This window comes from Rhizobium sp. CF122 (genome assembly GCF_000282035.1).
Classification (GTDB): Bacteria; Pseudomonadota; Alphaproteobacteria; order Rhizobiales; family Rhizobiaceae; genus Rhizobium.
Window position 1 is genome coordinate 61,560 of sequence record NZ_AKKA01000023.1, and the last position, 17,546, is coordinate 79,105.

Annotated in this window: 15 protein-coding genes; 10 read left to right on the forward strand and 5 right to left on the reverse strand. The window is 60.0% G+C overall.

The features are described from left to right. Positions 1 to 23: 23 nt before the first annotated feature. The 3 genes from choV to PMI09_RS05850 form a co-directional block, all read right to left on the reverse strand. The gene (gene choV / locus PMI09_RS05840) at positions 24 to 1,076 is read right to left on the reverse strand and encodes a choline ABC transporter ATP-binding protein (protein WP_007789862.1); all 1,053 of its coding nucleotides are present in this window, start codon (positions 1,074 to 1,076) and stop codon (positions 24 to 26) included. Then, entirely contained in the window at positions 1,073 to 1,918 is an 846-nt protein-coding gene (choW, locus tag PMI09_RS05845) for a choline ABC transporter permease subunit (RefSeq protein WP_007789864.1), read from the reverse strand. Before choW ends, choV begins: the two co-directional genes overlap by 4 nt. Before the next feature lie 76 nt (positions 1,919 to 1,994). Further along, positions 1,995 to 2,948 carry a choline ABC transporter substrate-binding protein gene (locus PMI09_RS05850; RefSeq protein WP_007789865.1) on the reverse strand — a complete coding sequence of 318 codons (954 nt, stop codon included), beginning with the start codon at positions 2,946 to 2,948 and terminating at the stop codon, positions 1,995 to 1,997. Positions 2,949 to 3,184: 236 nt separating this feature from the next. Between PMI09_RS05850 and PMI09_RS05855 the strand changes: the two genes are divergently transcribed. The 3 genes from PMI09_RS05855 to PMI09_RS05865 all read left to right on the forward strand — a co-directional run bounded on the left by PMI09_RS05855 (position 3,185) and on the right by PMI09_RS05865 (position 6,162). Next, positions 3,185 to 3,787, forward strand: coding sequence for a thymidine kinase (locus PMI09_RS05855; protein WP_007789867.1), 603 nt, complete (start codon positions 3,185 to 3,187; stop codon positions 3,785 to 3,787). 74 nt (positions 3,788 to 3,861) lie between these two features. Then, positions 3,862 to 4,935 carry a hypothetical protein gene (locus tag PMI09_RS05860; protein WP_007789869.1) on the forward strand — a complete coding sequence of 358 codons (1,074 nt, stop codon included), beginning with the start codon at positions 3,862 to 3,864 and terminating at the stop codon, positions 4,933 to 4,935. Between the two features lie 102 nt (positions 4,936 to 5,037). Beyond that, on the forward strand, positions 5,038 to 6,162 hold the full coding sequence (locus PMI09_RS05865) for a DUF2333 family protein (protein ID WP_007789871.1): 1,125 nt from the start codon (positions 5,038 to 5,040) through the stop codon (positions 6,160 to 6,162). A 9-nt stretch (positions 6,163 to 6,171) separates the two neighbouring features. On the opposite strand, the gene PMI09_RS05870 is transcribed toward PMI09_RS05865, so the two are convergent. After that, a complete protein-coding gene (locus PMI09_RS05870) occupies positions 6,172 to 6,897 on the reverse strand; it encodes a helix-turn-helix transcriptional regulator (protein WP_007789872.1) in 726 nt (241 codons plus the stop codon). 521 nt (positions 6,898 to 7,418) lie between these two features. Between PMI09_RS05870 and PMI09_RS05875 the strand changes: the two genes are divergently transcribed. Together PMI09_RS05875 and PMI09_RS05880 are read left to right on the forward strand one after the other, a co-directional pair. Then, positions 7,419 to 9,098 (forward strand): formate--tetrahydrofolate ligase, encoded by a 1,680-nt coding sequence (locus PMI09_RS05875; protein ID WP_007789875.1) that lies wholly within the window; start codon positions 7,419 to 7,421, stop codon positions 9,096 to 9,098. Positions 9,099 to 9,406: 308 nt separating this feature from the next. Further along, complete coding sequence (locus tag PMI09_RS05880) at positions 9,407 to 9,787, forward strand: VOC family protein (RefSeq protein WP_037082028.1); 381 nt, start codon at positions 9,407 to 9,409, stop codon at positions 9,785 to 9,787. A gap of 7 nt (positions 9,788 to 9,794) precedes the next feature. Here the strand turns inward: PMI09_RS05880 and PMI09_RS05885 are convergent, their stop codons facing one another. After that, complete coding sequence (locus PMI09_RS05885) at positions 9,795 to 10,646, reverse strand: extensin-like domain-containing protein (protein WP_007789879.1); 852 nt, start codon at positions 10,644 to 10,646, stop codon at positions 9,795 to 9,797. Positions 10,647 to 10,912: 266 nt separating this feature from the next. On the opposite strand from PMI09_RS05885, the gene PMI09_RS05890 reads away from it, so the two are divergent. The 5 genes from PMI09_RS05890 (at position 10,913) to PMI09_RS05915 (ending at position 17,546) form a co-directional block, all read left to right on the forward strand. Beyond that, complete coding sequence (locus PMI09_RS05890) at positions 10,913 to 13,036, forward strand: TonB-dependent receptor domain-containing protein (protein WP_007789882.1); 2,124 nt, start codon at positions 10,913 to 10,915, stop codon at positions 13,034 to 13,036. 263 nt (positions 13,037 to 13,299) lie between these two features. Further along, positions 13,300 to 15,489 carry an anthranilate synthase gene (locus PMI09_RS05895; protein WP_007789884.1) on the forward strand — a complete coding sequence of 730 codons (2,190 nt, stop codon included), beginning with the start codon at positions 13,300 to 13,302 and terminating at the stop codon, positions 15,487 to 15,489. A 325-nt stretch (positions 15,490 to 15,814) separates the two neighbouring features. Beyond that, positions 15,815 to 16,051, forward strand: coding sequence for a hypothetical protein (locus tag PMI09_RS05905; protein WP_037082076.1), 237 nt, complete (start codon positions 15,815 to 15,817; stop codon positions 16,049 to 16,051). Between the two features lie 11 nt (positions 16,052 to 16,062). Continuing rightward, positions 16,063 to 16,728, forward strand: coding sequence for a DUF2161 domain-containing phosphodiesterase (locus PMI09_RS05910; protein WP_007789889.1), 666 nt, complete (start codon positions 16,063 to 16,065; stop codon positions 16,726 to 16,728). Between the two features lie 359 nt (positions 16,729 to 17,087). Next, positions 17,088 to 17,546: a (2Fe-2S)-binding protein gene (locus PMI09_RS05915; RefSeq protein WP_007789891.1), complete on the forward strand. Its 459-nt coding sequence runs from the start codon at positions 17,088 to 17,090 to the stop codon at positions 17,544 to 17,546.

Sequence of the window (17,546 nt, forward strand, 5' to 3'; positions counted from 1 at the left end):
TGTGACGGAAGCGGACGGCGGGATCAAGCCTGTTCTTTGCGCCGGTGCTGGGTCAGGCCTTCGACGATATCCTGCGCCGAGATAGTCCCGACGATCGCGCCGTTTTCCACGACACCGATACTGCCCGGCTGGCGCGACAGCGCATCGAGAATGTCGATCAGCGGCGTCTCGGCGCGCGCCGTGCCGCTGACGCTCGCGCCAGCGGCCGCATGTCCGAGACCGCGCTGCATCACGTCCTGCGCCGTCAGCATGCTGATCGGGTTCATGTGCTGGACGAAATCGGCGACGTACTGGTCGGCCGGGTTCTTGACGATTTCCTGCGGCGTGCCGCACTGGATGATGCGCCCACCCTCCATGATGGCGATGCGGTTGCCGATGCGGAACGCCTCGTCGAGGTCGTGGCTGACGAAGAGGATCGTCTTCTTCAGCCGCCGCTGGAACTCGAGAAGCTCATCTTGCAGACGCGTGCGGATCAGCGGATCGAGCGCCGAGAACGGCTCGTCCATCAGCAGGATCGGTGCACCAGTCGCAAAGGCACGCGCTAGGCCGACACGCTGCTGCATGCCGCCAGAGAGTTCGTTGACCTTGCGGTCGGCCCATTTCGTCAGGTTGACGAGCTCAAGTTGTTCGCCCACGCGCTTCTTGCGCTCGGCTTCCGGCATACCCGCGAGCTCGAGGCCGAAGCCGACATTCTCCGCCACCGTGCGCCACGGCAGCAGCGCGAACTGCTGGAAGACCATCGAGACGGTGTGCATGCGCAGGTCGCGCAAGCCCTTGGCAGTGGTCTTGTAGGGATTACAGAGGCCGTTTTGCGTTGCGACAGACACCTCGCCACGTACGACAGGCGCCAGCCCGTTCACGGCACGCAGCAAGGTCGATTTGCCGGAGCCCGAAAGGCCCATGAGGACGAGGATCTCGCCTTCCTGTACGGAGAGCGAGGCATCCGCCACGCCGAGAACGAGACCGGTCGCGGCGCCGATCTCGTCGCGATTCTTGCCCTGATCGGCCAAGGCGAGGGCGTTTTCCGGCTTGTCGCCGAAGACGATGCTGACGTTGTCGAAGCGGACCGCGGTCATACGCCTTCTCCTTCACCTGTCGCACGGAACATGCGGTCGAGAATAATCGCGAGGATGACGATACAGAGACCCGCCTGGAAGCCCATCGAGACATTGACCGTATTGAGCGCGCGCACCACCGGTTTTCCGAGACCATCGGCGCCGACAAGCGCCGCGATAACCACCATCGAGAGGGAAAGCATGATGGTCTGCGTGAGGCCGGCCATGATCTGAGGCATGGCGAAGGGGAGCTCGACCTTACGCAGCACCTGCATCGGCGTCGCGCCGAAAGACTCCGCTGCTTCCACGAGGGACGGCGGCGTCGAGATGATGCCGAGACGCGTCAGGCGGATCGGGGCGGGGATCGCGAAGATTACGGTCGCGATCAGACCCGGAACCATGCCGAGACCGAAGAGGATGAGCGCGGGGATGAGATAGACGAAGGTCGGGATCGTCTGCATCAGATCGAGAACCGGCCGCATGATGGAAAACACCCAGGCGCGCCGCGCACCGGCGATACCGAGTGGAATGCCGACCGCCATGCTGACAAATGTCGATGCCAGGACGAGCGCCAGCGTTTCCGTCGTTTCCTTCCAATAGCCCTGGTTCATGATCAGCAACAAGCCGAGCAGGGTGAAAACCGCGACGCCGATCGAGCGGCGTAGCCAATAAGCGATCCCAACGATCGCAGCCAGTACGATCAAAGGATGCGGAGCCTGCAGAATGAAAAGCAACGCATTGATAACGTGCGACAAAACGAAAGCAAGCTGGTTGAAAAACCACTCACCGCTCGACGTCAGCCAGTCGACGGTCGATTTGGCGAAAGGGCCAATAGGAATTTTGTAGTCGGTGATCCAGTTCAAGGAGCGCGCCTATCCGAAAGAGCAAAGATCGAGATGAAACAAAAAGGGGCGGCGAGGGCCGCCCCCTTCATCAGTTTCAAAGGCCGAGGCCCGACTTCACGGCGGTAAGGGCGTCCTTGCCGTCCTTGGTCGTAACGCCTGCGAGCCACGGATCGACTGCGTTCGGATTTGCCTTCAGCCACTCGGTCGCGGCGACCTGCGGATCCTCACCATCGTTGAGGATCTTGCCCATGATCTGGTTTTCCATTTCCAGATTGAACTTCAGGTTCGAGACGAACTTGCCGACGTTGGGGCATTCGGTGGTGTAGCCGGCGCGGGTGTTGGTGTAGACCGTCGCGCCGCCGAAATTTGGACCGAAGGTGCTGTCACCGCCCGTCAGGTAAGTCATCTTGAAGTTCTCGTTCATGGGGTGGGGTGCCCAACCCAGGAATACGACCGGCTTGCCTTCCTTCTCGGCGCGGGCGACCTGTGCCAGCATGCCTTGTTCGGAGGACTCGACGAGCTCAAGGCCGCCCATTCCCATCTCGTTCTTTTCGATCAGGGTCATCACGAGGCGGTTGCCGTCGTTGCCGGGCTCGATCCCGAAGATCTTGCCGTCGAGTTCATCCTTGTGCTTGCCGATATCGCTGAAATCCTTGATGCCGAGTTCAGCGCCCTTGGCATTGGTCGCGAGCGTGTATTTGGCGCCCTCGAGGTTGACGCCGAGGGAAACGACCGTCTTCTCATCGAGGTAGGGCTGGACATCCTTCGCCTGAGCCGGCATCCAGTTGCCGAGGAACACGTCAATGTCCTTGTTCTTCAGCGACTGATAGGTGACCGGAACCGAAAGAACCTTGATATCAGGCTCGTAGCCGAGGTTCTTCAGAATGACTGCGGCCGTGGCGGTGGTTGCGGTGATATCAGTCCAGCCAACGTCGGAAAGACGGACGGCGGAGCAGCTATCGGGGTCTGCGGCAAATGCTGCTGTTGCGACAGAGAGAGCGGCAACTGCGGTGGCGGTGGTCAGTTTGAATGCGCTTGTCGTTTTCATTTTTAGACTCCCAGTCTTGCGTTCCCAAGCCAATCACCAATAACCGAGTTTGACAAGCGATCTGAGCGCGTTTGCGCCGCATTGCAGTACCCGATTGCGACGTGGGGCATTTTTCGCGGAGTGCCGGGTTTTCAAGGCTTTTGGCGGTTTTTGGCCGCGATTTTCCTGTGATTATCAAAATGAGGGACTTTTCTTCGCAGTTTCGAGCTTCCAAGAAGCGAAAGACGGAGAAAACGATGGCAAAACTCTATTTCAACTACTCGACCATGAACGCCGGCAAGTCGACGATGCTGCTGCAAGCCTCCTATAATTACGAGGAGCGCGGCATGCGTGTCGTTTTGCTGATCGCGGCCTTCGATGAGCGCGCCGGAAAAGGGATTATCGGCTCTAGGATCGGGCTGCAGGCGAGCGCCGTGGCCTTCGAACCGGAAGCAGACTTGCAGGCCTTGATTGGCGAACTCAGCAAGGAGGGGGAGCCAATCGCTTGCGTCTTCGTCGACGAAGCTCACTTCATGACGCGCGAGCATGTCTGGCAGCTTGCCCGGATCGTCGACCGGATGAACATTCCGGTCATGGTCTATGGTCTCAGGACCGACTTCCAGGGGAAGCTGTTTCCTGCGTCTGAGGAGCTTCTCGCGATCGCAGACGAGATGCGTGAAGTGCGGACCATCTGCCATTGCGGACGCAAGGCGACGATGGTGGTGCGCCTCGACGCAGAAGGAAAGGTGCTGCGCGAAGGCGCGCAGATCGATGTCGGGGGCAACGAAAAGTACGTATCGCTTTGCCGGCGGCATTGGGATGATGCCATGAACGGGCAATGGCTCGCCGAGGCGGTGTGAGTGTTCCTCAAATCGATTCCGGTTTGTCGGCTTATGCGCTAGGTTCGCGGTAACCGATTCATGGAGGCGTTCCGGTGCGCAAGCCTTTCTCCTTCGACACGCAGCTGGAAGCCGCGCGAGCGCTCGTGGAACAGCTGCGTCTTGAAGCCAGGGTCTGCGTCGATTTCGTCAGCGAGTTTGCGCGCCAAGGGGCCGCCGTCGATGATGAGCGCTTCCTTGTCGAGAACGGGCGCTTCCAGGCGTTTGTCACAAACGGCGCGAGCCTGACCAATCTGCTGGCGGAACTCGTATCCGTCCTCGACACGCTGACGGTCAAGGTTTCAGCGGATCTCGACAGTTTCCGCGGCCTGACGACAGGCGAGAAATTCATCGGTCGCTTTTCGCGTCAGCGGATGTGGCGTCGCCATAGCGCGCGGGTGCGCGCCGCCCCGGTTGTGGAGCGGCTGCGCGACCTGCTGGTGAAGTCGAACGAAACCGCTGCTGTCATTGTGAGCTACCGCACGATTGTGATCGACTTTCACAAGTTGGGGGAGCATGGGTTGATCGGCATCGTCGAGCAGCGCCGTCGGCTTGTCGACAAGATCGATATCGCGCGCCTGCGCATTCGGGAATTGAATGCCAAGGCGCTGACGAAGCAGGGCAGGATCGGTCTTTATGGAAGCAAGGCCGAATGGGAACGTATGGAACAGGAGCGGCGCGCCCTGAAGAGCGAAGCCGACCGCGTTGCCGAGGAAGAACGCGGAATGCGCGAGGATAGCCAGCGCCGCGAACGCTTCATCAATCTCTTCCAGGTTTTCGTCGATGCGCTGAATAGCCAGGTGGGCCGGTGCAACGCCCTCACGCGCAAGATGGTGATCGACACCGAAGAGCGGCTTTTGATCTATCAGGCACAGGTGGACACGGACATTCCCGGGTCGAAGGTCCAGATTTCGGCGGAACTCTTTCCCGCCATTGCCGGTCCGATTGAACTGTTTGAGCGCAATATGCTGGTGCCGCAGGAACTGGAGCATCGCAAGCGGACCGCCGACGCCGTCTTCGCGAGTAAGTTCGAGACCTTCCAGCGGGAGCCGGAGGAGGGCTCCGGAGGGCCGATCATCGATACGACGAAAATCTCCAAGCGCCTTCGCTTCCGCCTCCTGCGCCCCTAGCTCCTGAAGAAACAATAATATCAGCACGATATTGTCCTTCCCGGAGCGAGCGCATATGTCAGTGCGCAGACACTGTCTGCCCATCACGGCAAGGAGAAGAGGATGCTCGACCGGATCGCCGGTTTTTTCAGGCTGATCGGCCGGACCATCGCACGCTGGGCGCGGATCTTCTTCGCCTGGGCTTTCTGGCCATTTATCGCCGCCCGTGGCTGGTACGTTCAGCGGACCTGGATGGTCCGGTTGCCGATCCTTGGTTTTATCGGGCTGCTTACCGTTCTTTATTGCTATTTCATCTGGCAGACGCAGGTCTGGTCCGGCTTCAACCCGTCCTTCGTGAATGAGTACAGGCTTTCCGAACGCAAGGTGCCGGCTGGGCAGGAACTGCCGGCAACAGACGACGCGGCGGCGACGAAGACCTGCCAGCGCTCGGCCATCGTCGATGTCGCGGCCGATCTGACGGACTTCAACGTCAATCAGAATGCGTGGATCTCCTCCATGCTCCTCTATCGTCTCGGCTTCTTCGGCATCGACTGGGATCACACGCCGTTCCTCGACAACAAGGCGTCGTTCCAGCGTGGCGTGAACCAGGCGGTTCGTCGCACCTCGGTCGAACTCGTCGATACGCTTGGCCGCGTACGGGGCACGTCGGGGATCAACAACGATCTGCAAAAGGCACGCGGCAATCTGCAGTTCGATGAGTACAGCTGGTATTTCGGACTCGATCCGTTCGGGCCGAAGACGCCGACACCAAGCTATTATCGTTCCGCTCTCGAAAGCCTGCGCAAATTCAATGCCGACTTGGCCGCTTGCAATGCGATCTTCGATGGACGCGCGGATAACCTGATCCAGTTCATCGACCGCATCGCCAACGATCTCGGCAGCACCTCGGATGTGCTTGCGGACCGCTCGCAGAACCATCATCGCGGCTGGTTCGATACGCGCGCCGACGACCGCTTCTGGTTCGCCTATGGGCAGCTCTATGCCTACTACGCGATCCTTGCCGCCGCGCAGTCCGACTTTTCCCAGGTCGTCGCGGAACGCAATCTGGGCGCCATATTCGGCGCAACGATGAGGCAGTTCCAAGCCGCCTTGCAGATCCAGCCCGCAATCATTTCCAATGGTCGGGAAGACGGTTGGATCATGCCGAGCCATCTGGCGACGATGGGCTTCTACATTCTCCGCGTCCGGTCGAATCTCGTCGAGATTCGCTCCGTGCTCGATCGCTGAGCGTCTTGCTCAGTTGATCAGCTTCATCCGGATCGCCTTGGCGACAAGTTGCGTTCGATTTACACAGTCGAGCTTCTTGATGGCGCTCGTCATGTAGGCATTCACGGTGTGATCCGACAACGAAAGGATCTGGCCGATCTCGATCGACGTTTTTCCCTGTGCCGTCCAGCGGACGACCTCCCGTTCGCGGGCAGAAAGGGGCGTGTGCTCCGTAACCTTCGATTGCTTCGTGCGGTTATAGGCGTCGAGCAGATGGAGGGTCACCATCGTGAGTTCGTTGAGCTCGGTTTGTCCGAGCACCGGGCGATCACCGGCCAGCCAGAACAGGATTCGCTCACCGTCGCGTGTATATGCGGGGACAGCAACGCCCGTCGGTATGCCGAAGTCATGCAGAAGTTTACTCAACTCATGCGGGAAAATGTCGGCAGAGGAGTTGTCGGAAAGGCTCCACGAGCGCGGCAGGGCCGAGTCGCCCATTCCGGTCGACAGCATGGGAAAACGCATGATGCGGGCGCGGTCGAATTGGCTGTAGTATGTGGACGGAAGCGACGTTTCAATGAGGAGGGCTTTGAGAAGAACGCTTTCAGGAGCGGGAGCAAGCATCAACGTGACATGCCGGAAGCCATAGGCGCGCGCTACTCTGACGAGAATTTGCGCGAATTCGGCCTTGGTATTGACAGTTGAAATCTCTGTGGCCAGAGACAGCTGCCTTTCCGAGGTAGTCATGTAAGACATTAATGCGTCCCTGCTTACCTTCATTTCAGCGCCATAGAATATGCAAACTGATATATTTGCTAGTGCGAAACGGCGGGGTCTGCAGCGATTAATTTCAAATGTATTACTTTAACCACAGGATCGTCCTATGGTTGCGCCATCCCCTATTCAAAACGCAACCCAAGGAGACGGAAGTGGCTTTCCGCGCAAGCGCTCCAGGAAAATATGCAGGGTTCGTCGGGGGGGCGCCAGCGCCTGCGAATCACGTCACGATCAGATCTTGTCCGTCGCCTTCGCCTTTTTCGCTAGCTGCTCGAGGAAGCCGAGCATGACCGCAGAGAGGACGGATGCCAGGACGCGCTCGGCAATGAGTTCGAGTGATTTCATGTCTTGTCGTGCCACGTCTAGAATCAATGTCTGACTGATAGCGGCTTGGATAAGCGCTGGGCAACCAGCGCACTATTCACAGTCGCGGCATATTTCGCTATCCCGTTGAAACAAAGGTGGCGCCGATCGAGCGCACAGGCCAGTGGGGAAACGGGATGGCAGCCTACAAATCCGACATCGAGATTGCGCGCGCGGCGGAGAAAAAACCGATCTTCGAGATCGGTGCAAAGCTCGGCATTCCGGCCGAGCAACTGGCGCCATACGGGCATGACAAGGCCAAGCTCAGCGCGCAATTCATTGCGGCACAGGCCGAGAAGCCTGATGGCAGGTTGATCCTCGTCACGGCAATCAATCCGACACCCGCAGGCGAGGGCAAGACGACGACGACCGTCGGCCTCGGCGATGGGTTGAACCGGATCGGCAAGAAGGCGATCGTCTGCATCCGTGAGGCTTCGCTCGGACCATGCTTCGGGGTCAAGGGCGGCGCTGCCGGTGGCGGCTATGCGCAAGTCATTCCGATGGAAGACATCAACCTGCATTTCACCGGCGATTTCCATGCGATCACCTCGGCCCACAATCTGCTCGCGGCGATGATCGACAATCACATCTATTGGGGCAACGAGCAGGATATCGATCTCAGGCGCGTCACGTGGCGGCGCGTGATGGACATGAACGACAGGGCGCTGCGCGAGATGGTCTCCTCGCTTGGTGGGGTCGCCAACGGCTTTCCCAGGCAGAACGGCTTCGACATCACGGTGGCCTCCGAGGTGATGGCCATTCTTTGCCTCGCCACGGACCTCAAGGATCTGGAGGAGCGCCTCGGCAACATCATCGTCGGCTACCGGCGCGACAAGACGGCCGTCTATGCCCGCGACCTGAAGGCCGATGGGGCCATGGCCGTTCTCCTGAAGGATGCCTTGCAGCCGAACCTTGTCCAGACGCTGGAAAACAATCCGGCCTTCGTGCATGGCGGCCCGTTCGCCAATATCGCGCATGGCTGCAACTCGGTGATCGCCACGAAGACGGCGCTGAAGCTCGGCGACTATGTCGTGACGGAAGCGGGTTTCGGCGCCGATCTCGGGGCCGAAAAATTCTTCGACATCAAATGCCGAAAGGCGGGACTGAAACCGGATGCCGCCGTTATTGTCGCGACGGTGCGCGCACTCAAGATGAATGGCGGCGTGACGAAGAACGATCTCGGAACGGAGAATGTCGCCGCGCTGAAGAAGGGCTGCTCCAACCTCGGCCGCCATGTCGCCAACGTTCGCAAGTTCGGCGTTCCCGTCGTCGTCGCCATCAATCATTTTGTCTCGGATACGGATGCGGAAATCGCAGCCGTGAAAGAGTATGTCTCGCGCCTCGGGGCGGAGGCGATCCTCTGCCGGCACTGGGCCAAGGGGTCTGCCGGCATCGAGGAACTCGCCTACAAGGTGGTCGAGCTTGCGGAATCGGGACAGTCGAGATTCGAGCCGCTCTATCCCGACGATGTCTCCCTGTTCGAGAAGATCGAGATCGTGGCCTCGAAGATTTACCACGCAGGCGAGGTGACCGCTGACAAGGCGGTGAGGGACCAGTTGCTTGCCTGGGAGGAGCAGGGCTACGGGCACCTGCCGGTCTGCATGGCGAAGACGCAATACTCCTTTTCGACCGATCCGAACCTGCGCGGCGCGCCGGAAGGACATATCGTGCCGGTCCGCGAAGTCCGCCTCTCGGCAGGCGCTGGCTTCGTGGTGGCCATCACCGGCGAGATCATGACCATGCCTGGTTTGCCAAGATCGCCCTCGGCGGAGCGGATTTACCTCAATGATCAGGGCTATATCGAGGGCTTGTTCTGATCGGGCGTTGAGAAACCGATTGAAAGGGCTCGGATCTTGATTCAGCGTTGGTGTCTAGGCCTCTGGCTTTTTGGCATTTGCCAGGCAGGAGCTTGCTGTCGCTGCCGCTCAAGTGCTAAATCCAAGGCGTCGAAAAAGGCAGGGTCGGATATGGTAAGCACGGCCCCTTCCGCAAGGAAGCTCTGATCCGCACCACTATTCCAGTGCATGTGAGAACCCGCGACGAGAAACGGCGCATCCCGCGCCGCTCTCGGCGGATTCAATGCGCGTTATACGTCGTTCCGCCGGGCAACCCGAACGAATGAACAATGCGAATGAACCATATTGATATTCACGTGCCCGATGTCGCTGCCACTGCCGCATTTCTCGTCCGGCATTTCGGCCTGTATCTGCGGGAGATGCGAGGTGCGAGCGGCCTTGCGATCCTTGACGACGATGCCGGCCTTGAAATCGTGGTCAGCCACCCGATCGAAAAGTTCGGTAGCGGCGATCAGCAGGCGCTGGACCTCGTCACCTATCACCTCGGCTTCATCCAGACCGAGCGAAGCAACGTTGACCGGCTATATAGCGCGTTGAAGGAAAGCGACGCCGAAATCGTCGGTGAGCCGCGCGAGATGCGCGGTGGATATCTCTTTTATTGCATGGCGCCGGGGCGCGTGCTGATCGAGGTCGGATGGCGTGCGGGATGACCCGCCGCTAGTGACAGTAGCGATATCCTCCGTTCCGCTCCAACACGTCGAGGTGGAAGTGCGTTTCGTGGGCTGCGTCACTTTCGGGGTCCAGCACCGTCATGAAGTAGAGGCAGCCGGCGGCGCTGATCGTCCGCTGGAAGGCTCCGATCAGCGTTGAATCCTCCCTGCGCGGCTGAACGGCGATGTCCTTGCCTTTTTCGAAACTGAAGCTTGCAATGTCGATCGCATTGCCGCGCGCGTGCTCGGAAACCTTGCCGGTTTCCGCGCCGTTGCGCAGGCGGCAGATATAGGACGATGCCTGATTGACGGCGACGATGCGGCCCTGATCCATCGCGGCGGCGCTTGCCGCCGGGATGACGCTTTCCTTCATCCAGCGGGCCAGGGCGAGGGCGACAGGACAGCGAAACACCGCCTCAGGCTGCAATTTGATTCCCGGCAAAGCCTCGGAAACCTTGATCGGTTTGTCGATTCCGCAGCCGTTGCCGTCATCGATACGCGGGATGTCCTTGAAGACAACGCCGAGGACCTGAAGCTCCCGCTCACATTGCGAATGCTCGGCGTCGCTCTCTGCGGCAATCGTCAGATGCTGCTCTTCCAGCGTCTGCTGCGACGGAAGTTTCGGTCCCTGCTTTTCCGGTACGCCAGAAGAGTTTGGAGGACCCTGCTTGATCGGCGGCGCTTCGGTTTTGCCTCTCTCGGGTTTCGGTTCAGGTATCGGGGGAAGTTGCGGGGCGGGCGCAGCCGTATTGGATTCACCTGGACGGGCCGCCGGGAAAGGGCCCGTGTCCGGCAGGCGTGCGCTGGTCAAAAGCCCAATGCAGCTCAGTGCCGCTAAAATTACGATGATATTCTTCACGCATCCACCCGTTGTATGTTGAACCGGGGAGGAGAACGTGCGGATGCGGTTTTCGTTGCAATTTCGCAACGTTGATCTCTATGGTGAAAATATGATTTATTAAATCAAGATAACCGTCTCTCGATATATTGACAATTAAACTCATGTTTTTTATGCGGCAAAAAGAAGGCGAAAAACTTCGCCAGAAAGCCTAGCCAGCCCATCGAAAACGCAGCCGCGTCACGACCAGCCAGCCCGGTGGATATTTTTCTCAAGGGGTTGATTTCATGATCGTCCGGCACTCGCGCTCGGTTCTACTCGCCTGCACGGCACTTGCTTTTGTTTTGCCTTCCGCCATTGCTTTTGCGCAAAGCGCGCCTTCGACTGCCCAGACGGCCGAAGAGCAGCAGGCCAAGAGCGAGGGCGATACCTTCCTCTCGCCAATCATCGTGAAGGGTAGCCGGCAGGCGGCCAACGATCCCTACACCAAGCCGGGTCCTTCAAGCACGGTCACGGCGGACCAGATCAACCTCCAGGCGGGGCAGGGTACGGATGATCTGCTGCGCAGCGTTCCGGGAACGTCGACGGCCAACAATCCCCAGAACCCCGGCGTAGCCGTAAACATTCGCGGCTTCGAGGGCTCCGGCCGCGTCAACATGTCGATCGACGGCGTTCGCCAGAATTTCCGCTTCACCGGTCATGAGGCGCAAGGATTTACCTACGTGGATCCGGCTTTCCTGGCAGGCATCGACGTGACCCGCGGCGCAGTCACCGGTATCGGGGGCGGTGCGCTGGCCGGGACAGTCAATTTCCGTACCTACGAGATCGATGATCTGATCCAGGGCGACAAGAACTACGGTGGCATCGTCTCTGCGACGGTCGGAACCAACGAACTTGGTTGGTCCGAGTCGGCCATCGGCGCCTATCGGTTCAACGATGTCTTTGCCGTCCTCGGCGGTATCAGCAAGAGCGATCCGGGCAACTACGAGAACGGCGACGGCGTTACCGTGCCTTTCACCGAGCAGGATCTGCTTTCCGGCATGCTGAAGGCTGAGATCACGCCGAACGCGGAAAACACGATCAAACTCGGCGGCATCACCTACGACAACGACTTCTTCGCCAATTCCTATTTCCAGAACGTGAAGAACAAGACGTTTGCCGCGAGCTACGCCTATACGCCCGGCGACAACGAGCTGATCGATTTCAAGACGAACTTTTACTACAACCGCCTTGAGATGAAATATGACACGAACGCCACGGGCGGCGGTGCGGCCGCCGGTCGCCGGATTACCGATACCGGGATTGGCTTCGACGTCTCCAACACTTCCAGGTTTAACCTCGGCGACGTTGCTGTCGTCACCAACTATGGTGTCGAGTACTTCCACGACGATTACGATGTGGTCAACAGCCGGACGCAGCCCTCGGGTGGCGTCAACGGCGACGGCAAGAGCGGCATCCTTGGTGTCTTCGACACGACGACATTCACCTACGGCATGGCGGACCTGACGCTTGGCCTGCGCTATGATCATTTCGATATTGACGGTTCGGGGTCGGTTGTCGCAGGTAACCCGCTCGGTATGCCGGCCGGCGCATATACCGTCGACAAGTCCGATGGACGCCTGAACCCCAGCGTCACCTTTGCGCTCAATCCGACTGAATGGTTCCAGCCCTACGTGACCTATGCCGAGACGCAGCGTGCGCCGACCATCAACGAAACTTTTGCTGGCGGATCGCATCCAGGCGCTACCGGCCAGAACTTCTTCCCCAATCCCTTCCTCGAGCCGGAAACCTCCAAGGGCTGGGAAATCGGCACCAACGTCAAGTTCGATGGCATACTCGATGCGGGCGACAGCTTCCGCCTCAAGGCCAACTATTTCAACGACCGTATCGACAACTATATCACGGGTGCGTTTGCAGGGGGCGGCAGGCAGACCTTCTTCATCAACAATCCCGGTACGTCGAAAGTCGACGGCATCGAAATCCAGGCCGCGTATGACGCGGGCTTCGTCTTCGGGGAGCTTGCCTATACCCATACCAATACGGACCTGCCTGCGCAGATCAATGGCTTCGGTGTGCAGAGCTACCTGCCTGAAAACATCTTCAGCGCCACTCTCGGCGGCCGCTTCCTTGAAGATCAGAGATTGACCGTCGGTACGCGCCTGTTCGCTGCCGGACAGGCCGACATCGGGCAAATCAACGCAACGAATGCCGGACGCCCGCGGTTCATGAGCGGCTATGGCGTCGTCGATCTCTTTGCGAATTACCAGTGGGAAAACGGCCTGGAGCTGACGGCGAGCGTGACAAACGTCTTCGACAAGGCCTACACGCCGGCTTCCAGCACGATCCAGACCACGACGATCGACACCGGTCGCGGTCGTACCTTCATGGTTACAGCGAAAGCCAGGTTCTGAACCGACGGCATACTGATGCGTAGGGCGGCCATTGCGCCGCCCTTCTTCATTCGCCGGATTCGGCTCTTGCACTTGGTCCGATCTCACGCTAACAATTTCGCCCATGAACACGTCCTTGAACATTGCAGTTTGGTGGTGGGCTCGCTGAGGCGGCCTCGACCAATCGTGTCCAAAGACGACGAGTGAGCCGCCCGGAAAACGCCAGGCGGCTTTTTTGCTTTTTAAGGCTGCCTGTCATCCGGGCCCGACAACGGAGTGGAACAATGGTAACGATCCTTCGGGATGACGGAGCGGAAATCTACGAGACGAAGGGCGGCATAACCGTTACCCGGCAGCGCCGGGCGATCCCCTATGCCGATGCAGTCTCGTCCTATGTCGACAAGCTCGACGAGCGCCGTGGCGCCGTCTTCTCGTCGAACTACGAATATCCGGGCCGCTATACCCGCTGGGACACCGCCGTCGTCGACCCGCCGCTCGGCATTTCTTGCCATGGCCGCGAGGTCTGGATCGAGGCCTACAATGAGCGCGGCGAGGTGATCCTCTCCTTTATCACGGAGCGCCTCAAGACGATCTCAGATCTCGTGCTCGGTGCTTCGACGGCGCGGCGCCTCGACCTGACCGTGAAGACGCCCGAGCGCGCCTTCACCGAAGAAGAACGTTCGAAGATCCCGACCGTCTTCACCGTGTTGCGCGCCATCACCGATCTCTTCTATTCGCAGGCGGATGCCAACCTCGGCTTCTATGGCGCCTTCGGCTACGACCTTGCTTTCCAGTTCGATGCGATCAATCTGAAGCTGACGCGTCCGAGCGACCAGCGCGACATGGTGCTCTACCTGCCGGACGAAATCCTCGTCGTCGACAACTACTCGGCCAAGGCCTGGATCGACCGCTACGACTTCGAAAAGGGCGGGCTTTCGACCGAGGGCGAGGCCGGCGACATTCCGGCTGAACCGTTCCAGCGCACCGACGCCATTCCGCCGAAGAGTGACCATCGCCCCGGCGAGTATGCCAACCTCGTCGTCAAGGCCAAGGAAAGCTTCCGCAAGGGCGATCTCTTCGAAGTGGTGCCCGGCCAAAAGTTCATGGAGCGCTGCGACAGCAAGCCTTCCGACATTTCCAAGCGGCTGAAGGCGATCAATCCGTCGCCCTACTCTTTCTTCATCAATCTCGGCAACCAGGAATATCTGGTCGGCGCCTCGCCTGAAATGTTCGTGCGTGTGTCCGGCCGCCGCATCGAGACCTGCCCGATATCAGGCACGATCAAGCGCGGCGACGATCCGATCGCCGACAGCGAACAGATCCTGAAGCTGTTGAACTCCAAGAAAGACGAGTCGGAGCTTACCATGTGCTCGGACGTCGACCGCAACGACAAGAGCCGTGTCTGCGAGCCGGGTTCGGTGAAGGTCATCGGCCGCCGTCAGATCGAGATGTATTCGCGTCTGATCCACACCGTCGACCACATCGAGGGCCGGCTGCGCGACGACATGGATGCCTTTGACGGCTTTCTGTCTCACGCCTGGGCCGTGACGGTCACCGGCGCACCGAAGCTGTGGGCGATGCGCTTCATCGAAAGCCATGAGAAGAGCCCGCGCGCCTGGTACGGCGGCGCTATCGGCATGGTCGGCTTCAACGGCGACATGAACACCGGCCTGACGCTGCGCACCGTGCGCATCAAGGACGGGATTGCCGAAGTCAGGGCAGGGGCGACCTTGCTCAACGATTCCGATCCGCACGAAGAAGAAGCCGAAACCGAACTGAAGGCCTCCGCCATGCTTTCCGCCATTCGCGATGCCAAGGCCGGCAACTCCGGCAAGGTCAGCCGCGACGTCGCTGCCGTCGGCAAGGGCGTCAAGATCCTGCTCGTTGATCACGAAGACAGCTTTGTGCACACGTTGGCGAATTATTTCCGCCAGACGGGGGCGACGGTCTCAACCGTGCGCACGCCGGTGCCGGAGGAAATCTTCGATAGGCTGGATCCGGATCTGGTCGTCTTGTCGCCAGGTCCAGGCAATCCGAAGGATTTCGACTGCAAGGCGACGATCAAGAAGGCGCGGGCGCGCAACCTGCCGATCTTCGGCGTCTGCCTCGGATTGCAGGCGCTGGCAGAAGCCTATGGCGGCGAACTGCGGCATCTGGCGCTGCCGATGCATGGCAAACCGTCGCGCATCCGCGTGCTGGAGCCGGGCATCGTGTTCTCGGGCCTCGGCAAGGAGGTGACGGTCGGGCGCTATCACTCGATCTTTGCCGATCCGTCGACGCTGCCGCGTGATTTCATCATCACGGCGGAAAGCGAAGACGGCACGATCATGGGCATCGAGCACGAGAAGGAACCGATTGCGGCCGTGCAGTTCCACCCGGAATCGATCATGACGCTTGGCGGCGATGCCGGCATGCGGATGATCGAGAACGTCGTCGCGCATCTGTCCCGCAAGGCAAAGACCAAGGCGGCCTGAGACGAGGCGTCAGGCGAGGTCGTCTCGGCCTCTTTGGAGATAATCGAAGGCATGGCCACTGTTGTGGGCCATGCCTTCGTGCTCAGAGCTTCCCTGTGGCTCCACAATGATCAGGCCGTATTTGCTGACGAAGCCGCCTCCGGCAATCTGCCGTGAACTGCGATCTTGCGTGGCCGCCGCAATGGTAGCTCGGTCGCCGCCCTCTTGGTCTCGCATCGGTTTGGCAGGGTGCAGTTCGGACACCAGCGACAAGAGCCGGCAGAGTCTGATTGACATCCTGCAACAAATCAGAACATTTCCGGAACGATGAATGAGGAATAACGTCGTGGCCAATGCTGAGAAGTTTATCGTGCTCCCGTACCGTAAGAACCGGGGCAATCTGGTGCCGGGCGAGATGCGCCAGGCATCGAACGCTGTCAGCGCGGAGAAGATTGCGACCTCCATGGCCTCGCGTTTCGTCGGGGTTGCGGCCTATGCCGTGATGGTCGACGAGGAGACCGGCGATATGTCGTCGCCGCGGCTGCTTGCCCGGCACGGCGAGATTGCCGACCTCAATTCCTGATAACAGTCTCGATGGAAACCTCGCTCTATCTGCCGGTCAAAGGCTTTCTGGAAGCGGCGGGCTATGTCGTTAAAGGCGAGATCGGCGGATGCGATCTCGTCGGCCTGAGCGAGGGAGAGCCGTCCGTCGTCGTGGTGTGTGAGCTGAAACTCAGCTTCAACCTCGAGCTTGTGCTGCAGGCAGTCGATCGAGCGGCAATGAGCGATGAAGTGTGGATCGCCGCCCGCGTTTCCGCCAAAGGGCGAGGGCGCGAGGCCGACAAGCGCTATCGCGATCTGTGCCGTCGGCTGGGGATCGGCATGCTCGGCGTCTCCGATGCCGGCGAGGTCAGCGTTATCGTCAGCTCCGTCTCGCCGATGCCCCGCACCAATCCGAAGCGCCGGTCGCTGCTCGTCAAGGAACATCAGCGCCGGCGCGGCGATCCGGTCGTCGGCGGCGGCTCGCGTGCACCGATCATGACGGCCTATCGCCAGCGTGCCCTGATCTGCGCCGCGGCACTCCAGCAGGGGCTCGTGCGGCCACGCGACATGAAGGCGCTGGCGCCGGATGCTGGCAAGATCCTGCTCGGCAATGTCTACGGCTGGTTCGAGCGTCGGGAGAAGGGCATCTATGCGTTGACGCCAAGCGGCGAAGCTGCGCTCCTTCGCTGGCCGCAAGCCATCAGTGTGGTAGCTTAAAGCCGCTGCGCATCGGCGCCTCGATCATTGCGAGCCCTGCAGACTGACGCTTTACCAGCCACGGCCAGCCCAAATTGGGATCGCCGCTTGGCCGCGGCGACACGCGTTCCGTCGTCGCGCATCTGCGCAAGACAACGAACAAGCGACCTAAAGGGCTGAACAATCGGAGCCGCCGATGCCCCGCATACGGCGGCTTACTCTTGCCTAAAGGAGATAAACTAGATCGGACTCCAGTAACGCAACCTTTATCGGTAGCGGCGTGGCCAAGCGTCCGTGATCGCCCTAGCTTAGCCGTCGTGAAGAATGCTGCGCAGCTCGCTGGGGCCGCAATGGGTCCAGCCAACCCCCGAGGCTCGACGATGGTTACGTTCACGCTCAATGGACAGACGAAGACTTTCGACGGCGATCCGGATACGCCACTACTCTGGGTTATCCGCGATTTCGAGAGGCTCACAGGCACGAAATACGGCTGCGGGGTTGCCCAGTGCGGTGCCTGTACGGTGCATATGGACGGCTTCACGCGCCGCTCCTGCATCACGCCGATCTCGACGGCGGAAGGCTCCGAGATTTTCACGATCGAAGGGGTCGAGGGCAAGGAAGCGGAGGCTGTGAAAGCGGCATGGATCGCGATCGACGTGCCGCAATGCGGATACTGTCAATCGGGCCAGATCATGTCGGCCGTCTCGCTCTTGCAGAACACCCCGAAGCCGACCGACGAAGATATCGACGGTGCGATGACCGGAAATATCTGTCGATGCGCCACCTACCATCGCATACGGGCGGCAATCCACAGCGCCGCCGCTTCGATGGAGGGTTGA